General features: G+C 71.4%; 14 protein-coding genes and 1 tRNA gene. 2 read left to right on the top strand and 13 right to left on the bottom strand.

Annotated elements, in window-relative coordinates:
• Window positions 1-8 precede the first annotated feature (8 nt).
• The 13 genes from IRZ18_00075 to mraZ all read right to left on the bottom strand — a co-directional run bounded on the left by IRZ18_00075 (window position 9) and on the right by mraZ (window position 15,077).
• A complete protein-coding gene (locus IRZ18_00075) occupies window positions 9-731 on the bottom strand; it encodes a ubiquinone/menaquinone biosynthesis methyltransferase (protein ID MBX5475508.1) in 723 nt (240 codons plus the stop codon).
• 92 nt (window positions 732-823) lie between these two features.
• Window positions 824-2,095, bottom strand: a complete 1,272-nt coding sequence (murA, locus tag IRZ18_00070; protein ID MBX5475507.1) for a UDP-N-acetylglucosamine 1-carboxyvinyltransferase — start codon at window positions 2,093-2,095, stop codon at window positions 824-826.
• 20 nt (window positions 2,096-2,115) lie between these two features.
• The gene (gene murB, locus IRZ18_00065; GenBank protein ID MBX5475506.1) at window positions 2,116-3,072 is read right to left on the bottom strand and encodes a UDP-N-acetylmuramate dehydrogenase; all 957 of its coding nucleotides are present in this window, start codon (window positions 3,070-3,072) and stop codon (window positions 2,116-2,118) included.
• Complete coding sequence (locus IRZ18_00060) at window positions 3,069-4,403, bottom strand: UDP-N-acetylmuramate--L-alanine ligase (protein MBX5475505.1); 1,335 nt, start codon at window positions 4,401-4,403, stop codon at window positions 3,069-3,071. The genes murB and IRZ18_00060 overlap by 4 nt, the downstream gene beginning before the upstream one ends.
• Window positions 4,404-4,496: 93 nt before the next feature.
• On the bottom strand, window positions 4,497-5,633 hold the full coding sequence (murG, locus tag IRZ18_00055) for an undecaprenyldiphospho-muramoylpentapeptide beta-N-acetylglucosaminyltransferase (GenBank protein ID MBX5475504.1): 1,137 nt from the start codon (window positions 5,631-5,633) through the stop codon (window positions 4,497-4,499).
• A 25-nt stretch (window positions 5,634-5,658) separates the two neighbouring features.
• Window positions 5,659-6,753: a putative lipid II flippase FtsW gene (gene ftsW / locus IRZ18_00050; protein MBX5475503.1), complete on the bottom strand. Its 1,095-nt coding sequence runs from the start codon at window positions 6,751-6,753 to the stop codon at window positions 5,659-5,661.
• Complete coding sequence (locus IRZ18_00045; protein ID MBX5475502.1) at window positions 6,754-7,710, bottom strand: phospho-N-acetylmuramoyl-pentapeptide-transferase; 957 nt, start codon at window positions 7,708-7,710, stop codon at window positions 6,754-6,756.
• 17 nt (window positions 7,711-7,727) lie between these two features.
• Window positions 7,728-9,107, bottom strand: coding sequence for a UDP-N-acetylmuramoyl-tripeptide--D-alanyl-D-alanine ligase (locus IRZ18_00040; protein MBX5475501.1), 1,380 nt, complete (start codon window positions 9,105-9,107; stop codon window positions 7,728-7,730).
• Between the two features lie 47 nt (window positions 9,108-9,154).
• On the bottom strand, window positions 9,155-10,669 hold the full coding sequence (locus tag IRZ18_00035; GenBank protein ID MBX5475500.1) for a UDP-N-acetylmuramoyl-L-alanyl-D-glutamate--2,6-diaminopimelate ligase: 1,515 nt from the start codon (window positions 10,667-10,669) through the stop codon (window positions 9,155-9,157).
• A gap of 36 nt (window positions 10,670-10,705) precedes the next feature.
• The gene (locus IRZ18_00030) at window positions 10,706-12,841 is read right to left on the bottom strand and encodes a PASTA domain-containing protein (protein ID MBX5475499.1); all 2,136 of its coding nucleotides are present in this window, start codon (window positions 12,839-12,841) and stop codon (window positions 10,706-10,708) included.
• Between the two features lie 55 nt (window positions 12,842-12,896).
• Complete coding sequence (locus IRZ18_00025) at window positions 12,897-13,496, bottom strand: hypothetical protein (protein MBX5475498.1); 600 nt, start codon at window positions 13,494-13,496, stop codon at window positions 12,897-12,899.
• A gap of 102 nt (window positions 13,497-13,598) precedes the next feature.
• Window positions 13,599-14,558 carry a 16S rRNA (cytosine(1402)-N(4))-methyltransferase RsmH gene (gene rsmH / locus IRZ18_00020; GenBank protein MBX5475497.1) on the bottom strand — a complete coding sequence of 320 codons (960 nt, stop codon included), beginning with the start codon at window positions 14,556-14,558 and terminating at the stop codon, window positions 13,599-13,601.
• Between the two features lie 75 nt (window positions 14,559-14,633).
• Entirely contained in the window at window positions 14,634-15,077 is a 444-nt protein-coding gene (mraZ, locus tag IRZ18_00015) for a division/cell wall cluster transcriptional repressor MraZ (protein ID MBX5475496.1), read from the bottom strand.
• Between the two features lie 155 nt (window positions 15,078-15,232).
• On the opposite strand from mraZ, the gene IRZ18_00010 reads away from it, so the two are divergent.
• Window positions 15,233-15,991 carry a hypothetical protein gene (locus tag IRZ18_00010; GenBank protein ID MBX5475495.1) on the top strand — a complete coding sequence of 253 codons (759 nt, stop codon included), beginning with the start codon at window positions 15,233-15,235 and terminating at the stop codon, window positions 15,989-15,991.
• A 67-nt stretch (window positions 15,992-16,058) separates the two neighbouring features.
• Window positions 16,059-16,134, top strand: a tRNA-Ala gene (locus IRZ18_00005).
• Window positions 16,135-16,153 lie beyond the last annotated feature (19 nt).

The raw sequence follows: 16,153 nt of genomic DNA, 5'->3' as shown, positions 1-16,153 counted from the left end.
CGCCCGCGTCACTTCGTCGCCTGGTGTACGGCGACGATGCCCATCGTCAGGTACGTCCACCGGACATCCCGCCAGCCCACGTCCCGCATGATGCGCGCCACGCCCGGCGCGTCCGGGTGGCGCTGCAGGGAGGCCGGCAGCCAGGCGTACGGCGCGTACGGTCCCGTCTTCTTCGCCCAGAGGCCCATAAGCGGCAGGATGCGACGGAAATAGAAGAAGTACGGCACGCTCACGAGCTTCGAAGGCGGCTGCGTGAGCTCCATGGCCAGAAGGCGGCCGCCCGGCTTCAGCACGCGGCGCATCTCCGCCAGGGCCCGTTCAAGGCCGGCGAAGTTGCGCATGGCGAACGCCGTGGTGACGACGTCGAACGATTCGTCGGGGAACGGCAGGCTCAGCGCGTTGCCCTGGAGGAGTTCGATGCGGTCGCGGTACGGGCTGCGCGCCACTTTCGCACGGGCCACGCGGAGCATCTCCTCGGCGAGGTCCAGACCCAGGATGCGCCCGCCGCCGTTCAGGTCCGGCGCCAGAAGCAGGCACAGGTCGGCCGTGCCGGTGCCGACGTCCAGCACGCGCTCGTGGCCCTGGAGAGCGGCGAGCTTGCGGAAACGCCACTGCCAGTACCGGTAGGCGCCGGCGGTCATGAGGAGGTTCATCGCGTCGTACCGCCGCGCGATCTGGTTGAAGAGATCCCGCACGAAGGGTTCCTTGGCCCAGCCGTCCACGTCGGCCATGCGGCGACCGCCCTCCTCCTCAAACCCGCATGGCTAGTGTACGGGTTCGCCGCAGCGGGGACAACCGGGACCGGTCTTCCCTCCCCAGGGCCTCACTGACCCGGCAGCCTGCGCCGGATCCGCGCGCCGAGGGCCTTCAGCTTCTCCTCGATCCGCTCGTAGCCGCGGTCGATGTGCGCCACGCCGTCGATGCGGCTCTCCCCCTCCGCCGACAGGGCGGCGATGACCAGCGCGGCGCCGCCGCGCAACTCGTGCGCCTCCACCCACGCGCCGGTCAGCCGCGGCACGCCGCGGACGATGGCGGTTCGGCCGTCCACGTGCAGGGACGCGCCCATGCGCCGGAGCTCATCGGCCACGCGGAAGCGGCTCTCGAAAACGGTCTCGGTCACGACGCTCGTTCCGTCGGCGCGCAGGAGATACGCAAGCGCGGGATTCTGCAGGTCCGTGGGGAAGCCGGGATACGGCAGGGTGCGCAGGTCCGCGGCCTGCGGCCGCTCTGGGCCGCGCACGCGGATCCGCTCGGCGTCCGTTTCGACGGTCGCGCCGGTATCACGAAGGAAGGCGAGCAATGCGTCCAGATGGTCCGGCCGGGCGCCCGTGACAGCGCCGTCGCCGCCCGTCGCGGCGATGGCCAGCAGGTACGTGCCGGCCTCGATGCGGTCCGGGATGATGCGGTGGGTCGCGCCCCGCAGGCGCCGGACGCCGCGAACCTCGACGATGTCGCTTCCGGCGCCTTGGATCCGCGCCCCCATGGCCGTGAGCAGCTGCGCCAGGTCGACGATCTCCGGCTCCCGCGCCGCGTTGCGGATGACGGTCGTGCCCTCGGCGAGGGTCGCCGCCATCATGAGGTTCTCCGTGGCGCCGACGCTCGGGAACGTGAGCGTGATGTCGGCGCCGCGCAGGCGCCGCGCCCTGGCGCGCAGGTGCCCGCCGGCCTCCTCGATCTCGGCGCCCATGCGCCGGAGCCCGGAGATGTGCAGGTCGATCGGCCGCGGCCCGATGGAACAGCCGCCGGGCTGGGTGACGGTCACCTCGCCGCACCGGGCGAGAAGCGCACCCATGATGAAGATGGACGACCGCATCTGCCGCATGAGCTCGTCGGGGATGACCGAGGATGCGAGGTTGCGGGCGTCCACCGTGATCGCGCGCTGGCCGCCGTCGAGCTCCTCGCGGACGGCCGCGCCCAGGCCGCGAAGGATCGCCATCATGCCATCGACGTCACGCAGGCCGGGGACGTTGAGGAGCGTCGTGGTGTCGGCGGCCAGCACGGTCGCTGCGAGGGCGGGCAGCACCGCGTTCTTGGCCCCTCCGATGCGCGTCTCGCCGGACAGGGGCGTGCCGCCTTGAATGAGGAGATGGTCCACCGCGCCAGCCTCCCGTTCCATCACCCGCCAGGAGGCTCGGCAAGCCGCCGTTCCAGCACCTCCTGGCCCTCCAGCCACCGGACCTCGGGCTGGAGCAAGATTCCTCGACGCCGGAGAACTTCGGCGCGCGCCTTGGCCATCAGGCCGATCACGTCGTCGGCGCTCGCGCCGCCCAAGTTGACGATGAAATTCGCATGTTTCGGCGAGATCTGGGCACCGCCGCGGCGGGCGCCCTTCAGGCCGGCCTCCTCGATCAGGCGACCGGCGTAGTCGCCGGGCGGGTTCGTCCACACGCTGCCGGTGTTCGGCCACTCCACGGGTTGCGCGGCGTTGCGGCGCGCCAGGTAGTCGCGCAGCGCCCGCACCTGCTCCGCCGCGTCGGCGGGCTCCAGCTTCAGCCGCGCGGCGAGGACGATCGACGGCTCCTCAAGGAACCGGCTGTGCCGGTAGCGGAAGCGGATCTCCTCGCGCGCGGCCTCGACGATGCGTCCGTCAGGCGCGAGATAGCGCACGCTCTCCACGACGTCCTTGATCTCCCCGTACGGCGTGCCGGCGTTCATCGCCACGGCGCCGCCGACGGTGCCGGGGATGCCCGCCAGGCCGAGCAACCCGGCCAGGCCGCGACGCGCCGCCTCCTGCACGAGGCGCGAGATCGGATAGCCGGCCCCGGCCTCGATCGTCGCGCCGTCGAACCGGGCCCAATTGGCCGCCTTCAGCAGCGAGATCACGACGCCGTCGAATCCGGAGTCGGGAACGAGCAGGTTGCTGCCGAACCCGATCACCGTGTAGGCGACGCCGTGCTTGTGGCACCACTCAAGGGTTCGGACGAGGTCGTCCTCGTCGGCCGGCTCGACGAACCAGCGCGCGGGCCCGCCGATGCGGATCGTCGTGTGCCTCGCGAGAGGCTCACCCTCTGAGACGGTGCCGCGCAGCATGCTATGCAGGGCTTCCGAGGCGCGTTCCGGAGGTGTCGTCACTCGCGCACCGGCTCCTCTCTCGCGGCGAGGAGCGTCACGAGCCGCTCGCCGTCCTTGCGAATGTCGCCGGCCCCCATGGACATGACCAGGTCCCCGGGGCGGACCAGCGAGGCGGCGTGCCGGACCATGGCCTCGCGGTCCGCGAAAAGTTCCACCTCGGGCCGGCCGAAGCGGCGGACGGCGTCGTGGATCAGGGTGGAGTCCACGCCCGGCAGCGGCGGCTCGCCGGCCGCATAGATGGGAGCCAGCAGCAGGTGGTCGGCGTCGGCGAAGGCCGGGCCGAACTCCTCGGCGAGGATGCGCGTGCGCGTGTACCGGTGCGGCTGGAAGAGCACGATGATGCGCCCGTTGGCCACCGCGCGGGCCGCGCGCAGCGTGGTGGCGATCTCCGTCGGGTGGTGGGCGTAGTCGTCGATGACGGTCACGTCACCGACCCTGCCGAGGACCTGGAAACGGCGGCGGGCGCCGTGGAAGGCGGCGAGGCCGGGGATGAGCGCTTCCGCCGGCAGTCCGAGCGCGAGGCCGGCCGCGAGCGCCGCGAGCGCGTTCGAGACGTTGTGCAGGCCGGGCAGGCAGATCTCGGCCCGCCCGAGAACCCGGCCTCCCCTCAGGACGGTGAACCGCGAACCCCAGCCGTTCGAGTCGATGTCGGCGGCCGTCAGCTCCGCCGGCTCCCTCAGCCCGTACACGATGGACGGCACGAGCGGCGCCAGCGCGCGGCTGCGCGGGTCGTCCCCGCATACGACGGCACAGCCGTCGGCGGGCACGCGCCGCACGAACGTGCGGAAGGCGTCGATCAACCGGTCGATGGAGCCGTAGTGATCGAGGTGGTCGTCGTCGATGTTCGTCACGACGGCGACGGTCGGCGCGATCTTCGTGAAGGATCCGTCGCTCTCGTCCGCCTCCGCGACGATCCAGGGGTCACGTCCGAGGTGGGCGTTGCCGCCGAAGTCCGGAAGGTCGGCGCCGGCGACGATCGTGGGGTCGAGGCCGGCGGAACGCAGCACCATGGCGACGAGCCCCGTGGTCGTGGACTTTCCGTGGGTGCCGCACACGGCCACGCCGCGCCGGGAGCGGAAGAGGTCGGCCAAAAGATCGCCGCGGTGGACGACGGTCAGCCCGCGGGCCCGGGCCTCGACGAGTTCCGGCTCGTCCGGACGAATCGCCGAGGAGACGACGACGCGCATGCCGTCGCGCAGGTGGGCGGGATCGTGCCCGACGCACACCGCGGCGCCCTGCGCGCGCAACCTCTCCAGCGCGGAACCGTCCGAGGCATCGCAGCCGCTGACGTTTTCGCCCATGTTCAGGAGGATGTGTGCGAGGCCGCTCATCCCCGCCCCGCCAATGCCGATGAAGTGCCAGGAAGTTCGTTCACTCAAAGGGTGTCCTCTTTCTCAACCGCATGCATGCATACACGCATAAGTTTATGTCCTTTTAAGCTTGTCCGGGAGACGCCGGCGCGCGAGGTCCACGACGCCCGCCGCGAGCACGTCGAGGGCCTCCGGCCTCGCCAGGCGGCGCGCCGCGGCCGCCATGGCCTCCAGCCGCCCGTCATCCCTGAGCAGCGTCAGCGCTCTCGCGGCGAGCGCCGGCCCGTCGAGCTCGGCCTCCGCGGCCACGACCGCCGCCCCTTCGCGCGCGAACGGTTGCGCGTTGTAGTCCTGATGGCGCTGCGCCACGTACGGCGACGGGACGAGGAGCGAAGGCCGGCCGAGGGCCGCGATCTCGGCCAGCGTGATCGCGCTCGCGCGCGCGACGACCAGGTCGCTGGCCGCGAGCACGTCGGGCAGGTCGTGCACGTAAGGCTCAATGCGTAATTTTCCCTGGTTTTCCGAAATCATCCGCGGGTCGAGCATCTCGCGGACGGCCTCGTGATGGGCCGCGCCGGTGACCCAGAACACCGTGACGCGGCGCTCCGCCAGGAGATCCGGCAGGGCGGCGGCGACGACGCGGTTGACGGTCGCCGACCCGCGGCTGCCCATCACGATCACGAGAAGCTTCTGTTCCGGGCCGAGGCCGAGGCGGCGGCGGGCCGCCGCCCGGTCCGCCGAAAGGACTTCGGGGCGCACCGGGTTGCCGGTCAGCCACAGGCGCGCACGGCGCGGAAAGTGCCTCGCCGCGTCCGGGTGCGGGATGGCGACGCACGTGACCGCGCGCGACAGCAGGCGGTTCGTCACGCCGGGAAACACGTTCTGCTCGTGGATGAGCGTCGGCACGCGCAGCGCGGCCGCCGCGGCCACGACGGGCCCCGAAGCGTAGCCGCCGGTGCCCACGACCACATCGGGCCGGAAGCGCCGGACGAGGCGAAGCGCGGCCAGGAAACCCGCTCCGGCCGCCGCCACCCCCCGCAACTGCTCGACCGGCGACTTTCCGATCACGCCCCGTGCCGGGATGGCGGCGAAGGGCAGGCCCGCGCGGCGCGCCAGGTCGCGTTCCATGCCCTCGGCCGTGCCCGCGAAGAGCGCCTGGCAGTCCGGCTCCTTCTCCAGGACCCGCTTGGCGATCGCGATGGCCGGGTAGATGTGGCCCCCCGTGCCGCCCCCGGTCACCAGCAGACGCATGTCACGCACTCCTCACGCGTTGGATTCAGTGGATGTATCTCGAGATGTTCAGGAGCACGCCCATGCCCGCCAGGCTGAACACGAGGCTCGAGCCGCCGAAGCTGACGAAGGGCAGCGTGATCCCCGTGATCGGCAGGACCGACATCACGACCCCCATGTTGATGAGCGCCTGCAGCAGGATCATCGTCGTGATGCCGGCCGCGAGCAGCGCCGCGAAGCTGTCCGGCGCCATGACGGCGATCCGGTAGCCCCGCCAGGCGATGACCGTGAACAGCGCGATGATCAGGAAGCCGCCGAGGAACCCGAGTTCCTCGCCGACGATCGCGAAGATGAAGTCGGTGTGGCGCTCGGGCAGATAGTACCGCTTCAGCACGGACCCGCCCAGCCCCACGCCGAACAGGCCGCCGGAGCCCAACGCGTACAGGCCCTGGATGATGTGGTAGCCGTTGCCGAGCGGATCCGCGAAGGGATTCAGGAAGGCGAAGAAGCGTTCCCGCCGGTACGGCTCGCCGAAGATCGCGTAGACCGCGGCGGGCGCGGCCAGCGCGGCGACGCCCACCAGGTGGCGAATCGGCACCCCCGCGAAGAAGAACATGAGAAACGCGGTCGCGCTGAGCGCGGCGGCCGTCCCCAGGTCCGGCTCCAGCAGGATGAGCCCCGCCACCGCACCGAGGGTCACCATGAACGGCACGGCGCCCGAGAACAAGCTCTTCAGCTTCGGGCCCTGCTTCGTCAGCCAGTAGGCGTAGAACATGACGCACGACAACTTTGCCATCTCCGAGGGCTGGAAGCTGAGGGTGCCGAAGCCCAGCCAGCGGCTGGACCCGTGGCTCGTGATGCCGACCGGCGTAAGCACGAGAATGAGCAGGCCGACGGTCAGGAGGAAAAGGTTGCGGGCGTGCCGCCGCCAGAACCAGTACGGGATGTTGGCGCCAGCGGTGAGCGCGATGAGGCCGATCGCGGACCATGCCAGCTGCCGCTTCAGGAAGAAGGCCGGGTCGCCGAGGCTGTCGCCCGCAACCACGGAACTGGCCGAGAAGACCATGACGATGCCGAACGCCAGCAGGCCCAGCGTGGCGGTGAGGAGCGTGTAGTCCGGCACACCGCGCCGTTCCGGCACCTAGGCGCCTCCCTGCAGCAGATTCCACAGCGCGACGCCCGCGAACGCGGTGGAAAGGGCCCAAAACATGAGGACCACCCGCCGCTCCGGCCACCCGCCCACGAGAAAGTGGTAGTGCACGGGACTCATGCGGATCACGCGCCGCCCGAAGACCCGGAACGAGAAGACCTGGACGATGACCGAAAGCGTCTCCAGCACGTACAGGCCGCCGTACACGACGAGCCACAGCTCCGTCTTCGTCAGCGCCGCCAGGGCGACGAGCAGGCCGCCGATGGCCATGGAGCCGGTGTCCCCCATGAAAATACGCGCCGGGTGCGCGTTCCAAAACAGGAAGCCGAAGAGCGCACCCACCAGGGCGAATGCGAGCACGACGACGTCCGGTTGGCCGTGCTGCCACGCGTACCAGCCGAGCGCCGCCCCGATCGGCAGCGTGGCGCCGGCGAGCAGCCCGTCCGCGCCGTCCGTGAGGTTCGTGCCGTTGGAGGTGGCGATGGCCACCAGAACGAGGAACGGGTAATACAGGCCGCCGAGGTCCACGTGGATGCCGGTGAACGGAATGCTCACCCAGGTGGGCGCGCGCAGCCACTCGGCCACGCCCCACGCGAGGAAGAGGCCGAGCGCCGTCTCGCCGAGGAGCTTGTGCCGTGCCTTCAATCCCAGCGGCCGCTGGTGCACGACCTTGATGTAGTCGTCCAGGAAACCGAGCACGCCGAAGCCGAGAAACATCACGAGAGAGAGCACGACGCCCGGGGTGAACAGGCCCGTGGCGAGCACGACGGCCGAGGCGCCGATCATGAACGCCAGCCCGCCCATGGTGGGCGTGCCCCGCTTGCCCTTATACGTCTCCGGGTCGAACTCCCTCGACGGCTGCCCCACCTTCAAGGCCCTGAGAAGCGGCAGAAGCAGCCACACCAGCACGGCCGTCAGAGCCGCGGCCGCCACGACGATCACGGCGATCGCCCACGGGTTCACGATCACGCGTCACGACCCCATTCTTCCGCGAGTCGCTCGACGAGGCGCTCGAAGCGCATGCCCCTCGACGCCTTGACGAGCACCGTATCCCCTTCGCGCGCCAGCGAGGCCACGCACAGCGCGGCCGCCTCCACTCCGGGCGCGTGCGTCCAGCGGCGGGGCGGCAGGCCGGCCTTGAGCGCGCCCTCCCCGATGCGGCGCGCCAGCGGCCCGACCGTCACCAGCGCGTCGAGATCGGCGCAGTCCGCGCCGACCTCCTCGTGCAGGCGCTCGGCCTCCGGGCCGAGCTCCAGCATGTCGCCGAGCACGGCCAGCCGTCGCCCTCGCCCCGCGACGTCCTTCAACGCCTGCAGCGCCGCCCGCGTGGAGGTGGGGCTCGCGTTGTAGCTGTCATCGAGCACGGTGACGCCGCCAAAGCGCAGAAGCTCCGCGCGCATGCCCGAGGGTGTGTACGTGCGCAGCCCCTGGGCGATGCGCTCCGGGTCGACGCCCATCACGTACCCCACGCCGGCCGCCGCGAGCGCGTTCTGCACGAGGTGCGGCCCGGGTTGCGGCAGGTGGACCTCCGCCTCCCCGTCCGGCGTGATCAGGCGGAAGCGCGTGCCCCGCGCGCCGAGCGTCACGATGTCGACGGCGCGGACCTCGGCCGCCTCGCCGCGCCCGTACCAGGTCACGGCCACGCGCGCCTCCGCGCCGAAGCGCCGTTGCCACGGGTCGTCGGCGTTCAGCACGGCGCGCCCGCCGGCCGGCAGGGCGCGGACGAGCTCGAACTTCGCCTCCGCGATCCGTTCGATGGAACCCAGGCGCTCGAGGTGCGACTCGCCGATCACCGTGACGACGCCGACCTCGGGCTCCGCCAGCTCGCAGAGGTAGGCGATCTCCCCCGGCCCGCGCATCGCCATCTCCAGCACGGCGACCTCGTGCCCGGCTTCGAGCTGCAGCAGCGCCAGGGGCAGGCCCGTGTGGCTGTTGAGGTTGCCGGGGGACTTGTACGTGCGGAAGCGGCGGGCGAGGACGCCGGCCGTCATGTCCTTGCACGTGGTCTTGCCGACGCTCCCCGTCACGCCCACGACGCGCGGCCGGAAGCGGCGGCGGTGCCATGCGGCGAAGCGGCCGAGCGCGGCCAGCGACTCGTCGACCACGACGTAGACGACGCCGCGCGGCGCGCCTTCCGGAATCCGCTCCACCAGCGCCACGGCCGCGCCGGCCGAGGCGGCCGCGGCGAGATGGTCGTGCCCGTCGGCGCGCGTGCCGCGCAGGGCCACGAACAGCCCGCCCGGCTCCACCTCGCGGCTGTCGATGCTGACGTGCCGGAAGCGGAGGGACTCGGCCGCGGGAGCCCCCTCGATGCGGCCGCGCGTCGCCGCGGCCAGCTCCGCCACCGTCCAGCCGGGCTCGTACCGCGCGCCGGGCGCGTGCTGCGCAAAGCTCACCGTCCCTGTCCGCCTTCCCCGTAGCCCATCGCGCGCAACTCTTCCAGGGCCACCTCGCGGTCGTCGAAGTGGATCGTGCGGTCGCGGAAGATCTGGTACGTCTCGTGCCCCTTCCCCGCGATGACGACGATGTCCCCCGGCTGCGCCTGCTCGAACGCCAGCCGGATGGCCGCGCGCCGGTCGACCTCGCGGAGCACGCGCGCCCCGGAACGCGCGGCCGCCTCGTTCGCGCCCGCCGCGATGTCGTCGAGGATCCGCTCCGGATCCTCGCTCCGCGGGTTGTCCGAGGTCAGCACGACCACATCCGCGAGCCTCGCGCCTGCCGCGCCCATGAGCGGGCGCTTCGTCCGGTCGCGGTCGCCGCCGGCGCCGAACACGGCGATCACGCGCCCGCGCGTCACCTCGCGCGCGGCGCGCAGCACGTTCTCGATGCCGTCCGGCGAGTGCGCGTAGTCGACGACCACGGTGAACGGCTGGCCCGCCCGGACGTGCTCGAAGCGGCCGGGCGCCCCCTCCACGCGCGCCAGCGCCGCCACGGCACGCTCGGGCTCGATCCCGAACACCCAGCCGACGCCGAACGCGGCGAGCGCATTGTACACGTTGAACCGGCCCCCCACCCGCAGGCGCACCGGCAGCGTCCCGCCGGGGAACGTCAGCGTGAAGGCGAGCCCATCGCCGCCCGCTTCGACGTCCACCGCGCGGATGTCCGCCTCCCTCTCCACGCCGTAGGTGACGAGCGGCACCCTGCACCGCTCCGCGAGACGGCGCCCGTACGCGTCGTCGACGTTGATGACGGCGCCCCGCGGCCCGCCCCCGTGGCCGCCCTCGGGCACCTGGGCGAGCATGTCGAAGAGCTTCGCCTTGGCCTCGAAGTAGGCTTCCATCGTCCCGTGGAAGTTGAGGTGGTCCTGGGTGAGGTTCGTGAAGACGGCCACGTTGAAGTCGAGGCCGTCGGCGCGGTGGAGCGCGAGACCTTCCGAGGAGACCTCCATCACCGCAAAGCGGTCGCCGGCGACGCGCATCGCCCTCAGCATCCGGTTGAGGTCCGGCGCCTCCGGCGTGGTCCGCTCCGCCGGCTGCGCCTGCCGCCCGACGATGCTCTGCACCGTGCCGATGAGCCCCGTGGGCCCCGCCGTCTCCAGCACGGCCCGGGACATGTAGGTCGTCGTCGTCTTGCCGTTCGTGCCCGTCACGCCCACGAGGCCGAGCTCGCGCGAGGGATGGTCGTAGAAGCGCGCGGCCAACCGCGCCATGGCCGCCCGCGCGTCCTCGACGACGACCGCCGCCATGCCCTCGGGCACGGCGTCCTCGCGCTGGACGACGAGCGCGCGCGCGCCGCGGGCCACGGCGTCCGGGATGAAGTCGTGCCCATCGACGCGGAATCCCGGCACTGCGATGAAGCAGAAGCCCGGTTCGACCCGGCGGCTGTCGTAAGCGATCCCGGCGATGCGCTCCGGCTCCGGTCCGATCCGCCGCCCCAACCCGTGGATCAACTGCAGCCAATCGTCCATGTGCGTCAACCCTTAGTAGGAATTACCAAATCGCCATCATCTTAGACCATTCGGCGCCGCTTCGCTGGAGTTGGGGGGCTGGAAGACGACCCGCACCACGGTGCCCGGATCCACAAGCGTGAGGGGGGCGGGGTCCTGGGAGACGACGAGCCCCGTGCTCCCCGGCGCGAAGTCGAGTTTCAGGCCCTCGAGACCCAGAATCCGCGCCGCTTCCCGCATCGTCTGGCCGCGGAGGTCGGGCACCGTCACCTTGCCGCTCGCCGGCGGGGGCGAATCGTCGGTGTAGGCGATGATCGTCGTCCCGGCCGCCACCTGCGCTCCGGCCGGCGGCGTCTGCCGCGCCACGCGGAAGCCCGAACCCTTGACGACGGCCGTGAACCCGGCCTCCTGGGCGGCGGCGAGCGCCTCCGGCAGCGGCAGGTTCACGAGCGACGGGACCACCTGCCGGGGCGCCTCCTCCGACGCGTCGCGCTGCTCGCCCGGAGTGCAGTGCGGCGGCACGTCGAGGTAGCGGAGCACGTCCCGCATGATCGCCTCGAAGACCGGCGCCGCCACCTGGCCGCCGTAGAACACGCCCTTGGGCTCGTCGATGGCCACGTACAGCACCACGCGTGGCCTGTCGACGGGCGCGAAGCCCACGAAGGAGGCGATGTACGCGCCGCTGCCGCTCACCCGGCCGTTGACGACCTTCTGCGTGGTGCCCGTCTTGCCTCCGATCGTGTAGCACGGGATCTGCGCCAGCTGGCCGGTGCCCTCGTCGACGACCTTCTGCATCAGGTCCCGCAGTTGGGCCGCCGTGGCCTCCGTAATGACGCGGCGGACGGCCTTCGGCTGCACCGTGCGCACCACGTGCCCGTCGGCGTCGAGGAAGGCCTTCGCCACGTGCGGCCACATGAGCTCGCCGCCGTTGGCGATGGCCGCGATCGCCGTGACGAGCTGGATCGGCGTCACGGTGAGGGTCTGGCCGAAGCCCATGATCGCCAGGTCCAGGTCCGTCGCCCTCTTCTCGGCCGGCCGGATCCCCGAGACCTCGCCCGGCAGGTCGATGCCCGTCGGCTTCGTCAGCCCGAACCTCTCGAGGTAATCGTAGAAGCGCTCCTTGCCCGTCATCACGGCCACGCGTGCGAAGATCGTGTTCGCCGATTCCCAGAACCCCTTGGCGAAGGTCGTCGCCCCGAGGCCCGCCCCGTTCCAGTTGTGGATCGTCTTCCCGAGGACGGTGTAGGCGCCGTTGTCGTAAAAGCCGGTGTCCGGCGTGACGACGCCCTCCGCCAGCGCCGCGGCGGCCGTGATCGGCTTGAACGTGGAGCCCGGCGAGAGCGTGTCGGTCACGACGCGGTTCCGGTACGACTCCTGCGGGTAGTCCGCGTAGTGGTTGGGATCGAACGTCGGCCGGTTCGCGAGGCAGAGGATCTCGCCGGTCGACGGGTCCATGGCCACGGCGTACCCCGCCACCGCGTGGCTCGCCAGCACCGCCTTGTCGAGCTCACGCTCGCAGATGTACTGGATCGTCGCGTCGAGCGACAGCTCCAGCGTCTCGCCATCTTTCGGCGCAACGATCTCGTGCTCCGCACCCGCGATCGGCCGGCCGAGCGCGTCCCGCTGCAGCTGGACGCTGCCCGGCGTGCCGGCCAGCTCCTTGTTGTAGTACTGCTCCACACCGTAGAAGGCGTTGAACACGGTGGCGAAGCCCAGCACGTTGGCCGCCAGCGTCCCCTCGGGGTACACGCGTCCCGTCTCGCGCGTGAAGTGGATGCCGGGCAGGTCGAGGGCGCGCACCTTCTGCGCGGTCGCGTCGTCCAGGGCGTGCTTGAGCCAAACGAACGCCGAGGACTGCGAAAGCCGCGCCTGAAGCGTCCTCTCGCTGATGCCCAGGAGGGGCGAGAGCTGATGGGCCATGGCGTCCACGCGATCCGGCGGGATCTCGGCCGGGTTGGCCCACACGCTTTCCAGGTCCATGCTCAGGGCCAGGGGCCGGCCGTTCCGGTCGAGGATGTCCCCGCGCTTCGCCTGCACGGGCACGGCAAAGGTGCGGGATTGCATCGCCCGCTTCTGCAGCGAGGCGCCCTCGACGAACTGGATCCACGCCAGCCGGCCCACGAGGAACACGAGGGCGGCGAACGTCGCGAACAACGTGAAGAGGATGCGGCGCCGGACGGTGCGCACGGGCACGGACGTGGTCTCCTCCCACCCGATGGGCGGCCCTGGGCGTGCACCCGGTGGCGCCCTAGCGCAGGGTGCGGGCTTGCACCTCGCCGCCGGAGAACCAGGAGTACAGCCACGCGTTCAAGGCCGTCCAGACGTCGGTGCGCTCGCGTGGGCTGGGCGGCGGTGCCAGCGCGACGGTCGCCTCGCGCGTGGCCGGAGCAGCCGTGGCTTCCGGCGAGGCCGGGTGGACGGCGATCTTCACCATGCGCGGCGGCACGGCCATGCTGAGGCGCGTGGTTGCCGCTTCCTGGACCGTCGCCGGCGACTTCGCGCGCCCGATGGCAGCCTCCAGCCGCTGCTCTTCCCACTGGGCCTCCTGGACCTTCTGCCGCAGGCTGTCCAGGCGGTATCCAGCCTCGATGACGCCGTACCCGCGCGCCACGACGGCGACGAGCACGGCGAACGCGAAGGCGATCGTCAGCGCGGATCCCAGGAACTGCCTCCAGGCGCGGCCGGCCCTGGCGCGCTGGCGCGCCCGTTCGAGCTTGCGCGCCGTCTCCCGCCGGCGGGCGTCGGCTTCCCGCTCGGCCGCCTCGCGCCGGCGCAGGCGCTCCCACTCGTCCCGGCGCAGCGGCGCCTCCGCCAGGGAGCCCGGCCCGGCCCACGCTGTGGCGGGCATCGGCGCCGCCAGGGCGGAGGTTCCCGCCGCGGCGGCCGTCGCAGCGGCACCAGTGTACAATCCACGACGAGTCGTAACCACGCTATTCTCCCCTTGTCTCTCCTAGAACGAGCCCGTCCCGTCGCCCGCGAGCCTTTCCGCGACGCGAAGCTTGGCGCTTCGGGCGCGGGGGTTCGCCGCGATCTCGCTTTCCGTGGCCACCACGGGCTTGCGCGTCAGGACGCGCACCGTCGGACGGCCCCCGCAGCGGCACGCAGGCGCGCCGGGCGGGCACTGGCAGCCCTTTTCCCACTGGCGGAACCGGTGCTTGACGATCCGATCCTCCAACGAATGAAAGCTGATGACGGCCAGCCGCCCGCACGGCGCCAGCCGCCGGTGGGCCGCCTCCAGCCCTGCCGCAAGGGACTCCAGCTCGCGGTTCACGGCGATGCGGAGCGCCTGGAAGGTCCGGCGGGCAGGATGGGGCCCGTGCCGCCGCGCCGCGGCCGGCACGGCGCGCTTGATGATGTCGACCAGCTGCCCCGTGGTGGCGATGGGCTCCTTCGCCCGCGCCTCGACGATGAAGTGGGCGATGCGCGCCGCCCAGCGCTCCTCGCCGTAATCGCGCAGCATCCGGGTGAGCTCGCTTTCCGTCAATCCGTTGACCAGGTGGTAGGCGGTGGTGGGCTCCGCGGGATCCATGCGCATGTCCAGCGGTGCGTCGGCACGGTACGTGAAGCCGCGGTCCGGGTCGTCGAGCTGGGGCGAGGACACGCCGAGGTCGAAGAGCACGCGATCGACGCGTTCCACGCCCTCGCGCTCCAGCACGCTCTCAAGCTGCGCGTAGTTCGCGCGCACCAGCCGCACACGCTCGCCGAACGGCGCGAGCTGGCGGGCGGCGCGCTCCAGCGCCTCCGGGTCGCGGTCGATGCCCAAAAGGCGCGCTCGGGGCCCGGCCGCGTGCAGCAGCGCGGCCGCGTGGCCGCCCGATCCGACGGTGCAGTCGAGGATCAGGTCGCCGTCGCGGGGCGCCAAAAGGCGGACGACATCGTCGAGCAGCACGGGCACGTGCGTGTAGATCATCTCATCCGCCATCCCAAGCGCGAGGCCCATCGCCGGATCCCCCCACAGCATTCCCCACGTCCGCGCCCGCCGGTCTCACGCATCGAAGTTCAGGTCGAAACCGGCGAGCTGCTCCGCGATGGCCGCGTACTCGGCGGCCGCCTTGTCGGCGTACCGCTCCCACTCGGCCTGGCTCCAGATCTCGACTCTTGAGGCGACGCCCAGCACGACGGCGTCGCGCTCGAGTTTCGCGTACTCCCGCAGGTGAGGCGGGATCAGCGCGCGTCCCTGCTTGTCCAGCTGGCACTCGGTGGCGCCGGAGAAGAAGAAGCGGACGAACGCGCGCGCGTTGGCTTGCGTGAAGGGCAGCGCGCGAAGCTTGCGCTCGAGCTGCTGCCACTCCGTCATCGGGTAGGCGAAGAGGCAGGCGTCGAGGCCCTTCGTGATGACGAACGTCTCCCCGAGGCCCTCGCGGAAGCGCGCCGGCATGATCAGACGACCCTTGTCGTCGATCGTGTGCCGGTATTCGCCCATGAACATGGCCGGCGCTCCCGTTCCTACCACTTCACACCACTTTCCACCACTTTGGTGCGCCTATTCTCCCCCATGTTGGAATCTCCTGCAAGTGGGGCGGGAAGAATGTGGGAAAGGGCGGGCACGGCAGATCGGGCAAGCAGCGCGAAGGGGGAACGGCGATGGCGGGCTCCGCGAACGTCGCCGCCGGAGGCGGCAAGACACCGGCAGGGGTGCGGTCGACGCGGCTCGCGGCGCTCTGCCTTTGGATCGGCGCCGCGCTCTTCGGCGGCGCGACGGCGTTCCATCCCCCGCTCCTCGACCCGGGCGAAGCGGAAAGGGAGCTGGCCACCATCGCGTCGACGCCGTACTATGGCACGATTCACTGGCTCATCGCGGTGGGCGCCGCGACGCTCACGGTGGGGCTCGCCGGGGCCTACTCCGCCTGCGGGCCGTGCCGGGCATCGATGGCGGGAAGCGCCGGGCGGATCTTCATCGCGGCGCAGCTCGCCCTGTGGCTGGACGTGCTCGTCGACGAAGCGAACGGCATGACGGCCCTTGCCGCCCGCTACGCGCGCCTCGTCAGTCCCGAGGCCCGCGACGCGCTCGTCGCCGTGGGCTGGGCACACGGCGCGAGAGACCTTCTCCTGGGTTACGTCGCCGCGTTCCTGTTCTGGGCCGCCGTCTTCGTTTTGGAATGGGCCCGAGCCACCGGCCGCGCGGCCGATGCGGGCTCTCGGAGACTTGCGGTTGTGGGCGCGGCGCTGGCCGGACTTGCGCTGGCCGGCCTCTTGCCGGCCGCCGCGTGGCCGCGCGCGGCGCTGGCCGTGCTGCTGTCGACGCAGTTGCCGGCCGGGCTATGGCTTTTTGTCATCGGATGGCAACTGTGGCGAAGCGAACGGCTCGCGGCTGAATCGAGCGCGATGCCACGCGTTCCTTGACGGTCTCGCGGCGGCCCGATAGAATGGTTGACGCGGCGCGCGACGCCGCGATTTTTGAGCGTTTTTCGGGGACGTAGCTCAGCTGGGAGAGCGCTAGAATCGCACTCTAGAGGTCGGGGGTTCGAGTCCCCTCGTCTCCACCAAGAATTTTCAAGCCCCGCA

Source organism: Clostridia bacterium, assembly GCA_019683875.1.
GTDB lineage: Bacteria > Bacillota > Sulfobacillia > RBS10-35 > Bu92 > Bu92.
Note: the sequence above shows the minus strand (reverse complement) of the source record. Positions and strands in the feature narration are given on the sequence as shown.

Bases quoted from the DNA above. Each gene is read 5' to 3' on its own strand.
- mraZ (MBX5475496.1), bottom strand. From the start codon at position 15,077: ATGTTCATGGGCGAATACCGGCACACGATCGACGACAAGGGTCGTCTG.
- IRZ18_00025 (MBX5475498.1), bottom strand. From the start codon at position 13,496: ATGCCCGCCACAGCGTGGGCCGGGCCGGGCTCCCTGGCGGAGGCGCCG.
- murG (MBX5475504.1), bottom strand. From the start codon at position 5,633: ATGCGTCTGCTGGTGACCGGGGGCGGCACGGGGGGCCACATCTACCCG.
- IRZ18_00035 (MBX5475500.1), bottom strand. From the start codon at position 10,669: ATGGACGATTGGCTGCAGTTGATCCACGGGTTGGGGCGGCGGATCGGA.
- IRZ18_00060 (MBX5475505.1), bottom strand. From the start codon at position 4,403: ATGAGCGGCCTCGCACACATCCTCCTGAACATGGGCGAAAACGTCAGC.
- rsmH (MBX5475497.1), bottom strand. From the start codon at position 14,558: ATGATCTACACGCACGTGCCCGTGCTGCTCGACGATGTCGTCCGCCTT.
- IRZ18_00075 (MBX5475508.1), bottom strand. From the start codon at position 731: ATGGCCGACGTGGACGGCTGGGCCAAGGAACCCTTCGTGCGGGATCTC.
- IRZ18_00010 (MBX5475495.1), top strand. From the start codon at position 15,233: ATGGCGGGCTCCGCGAACGTCGCCGCCGGAGGCGGCAAGACACCGGCA.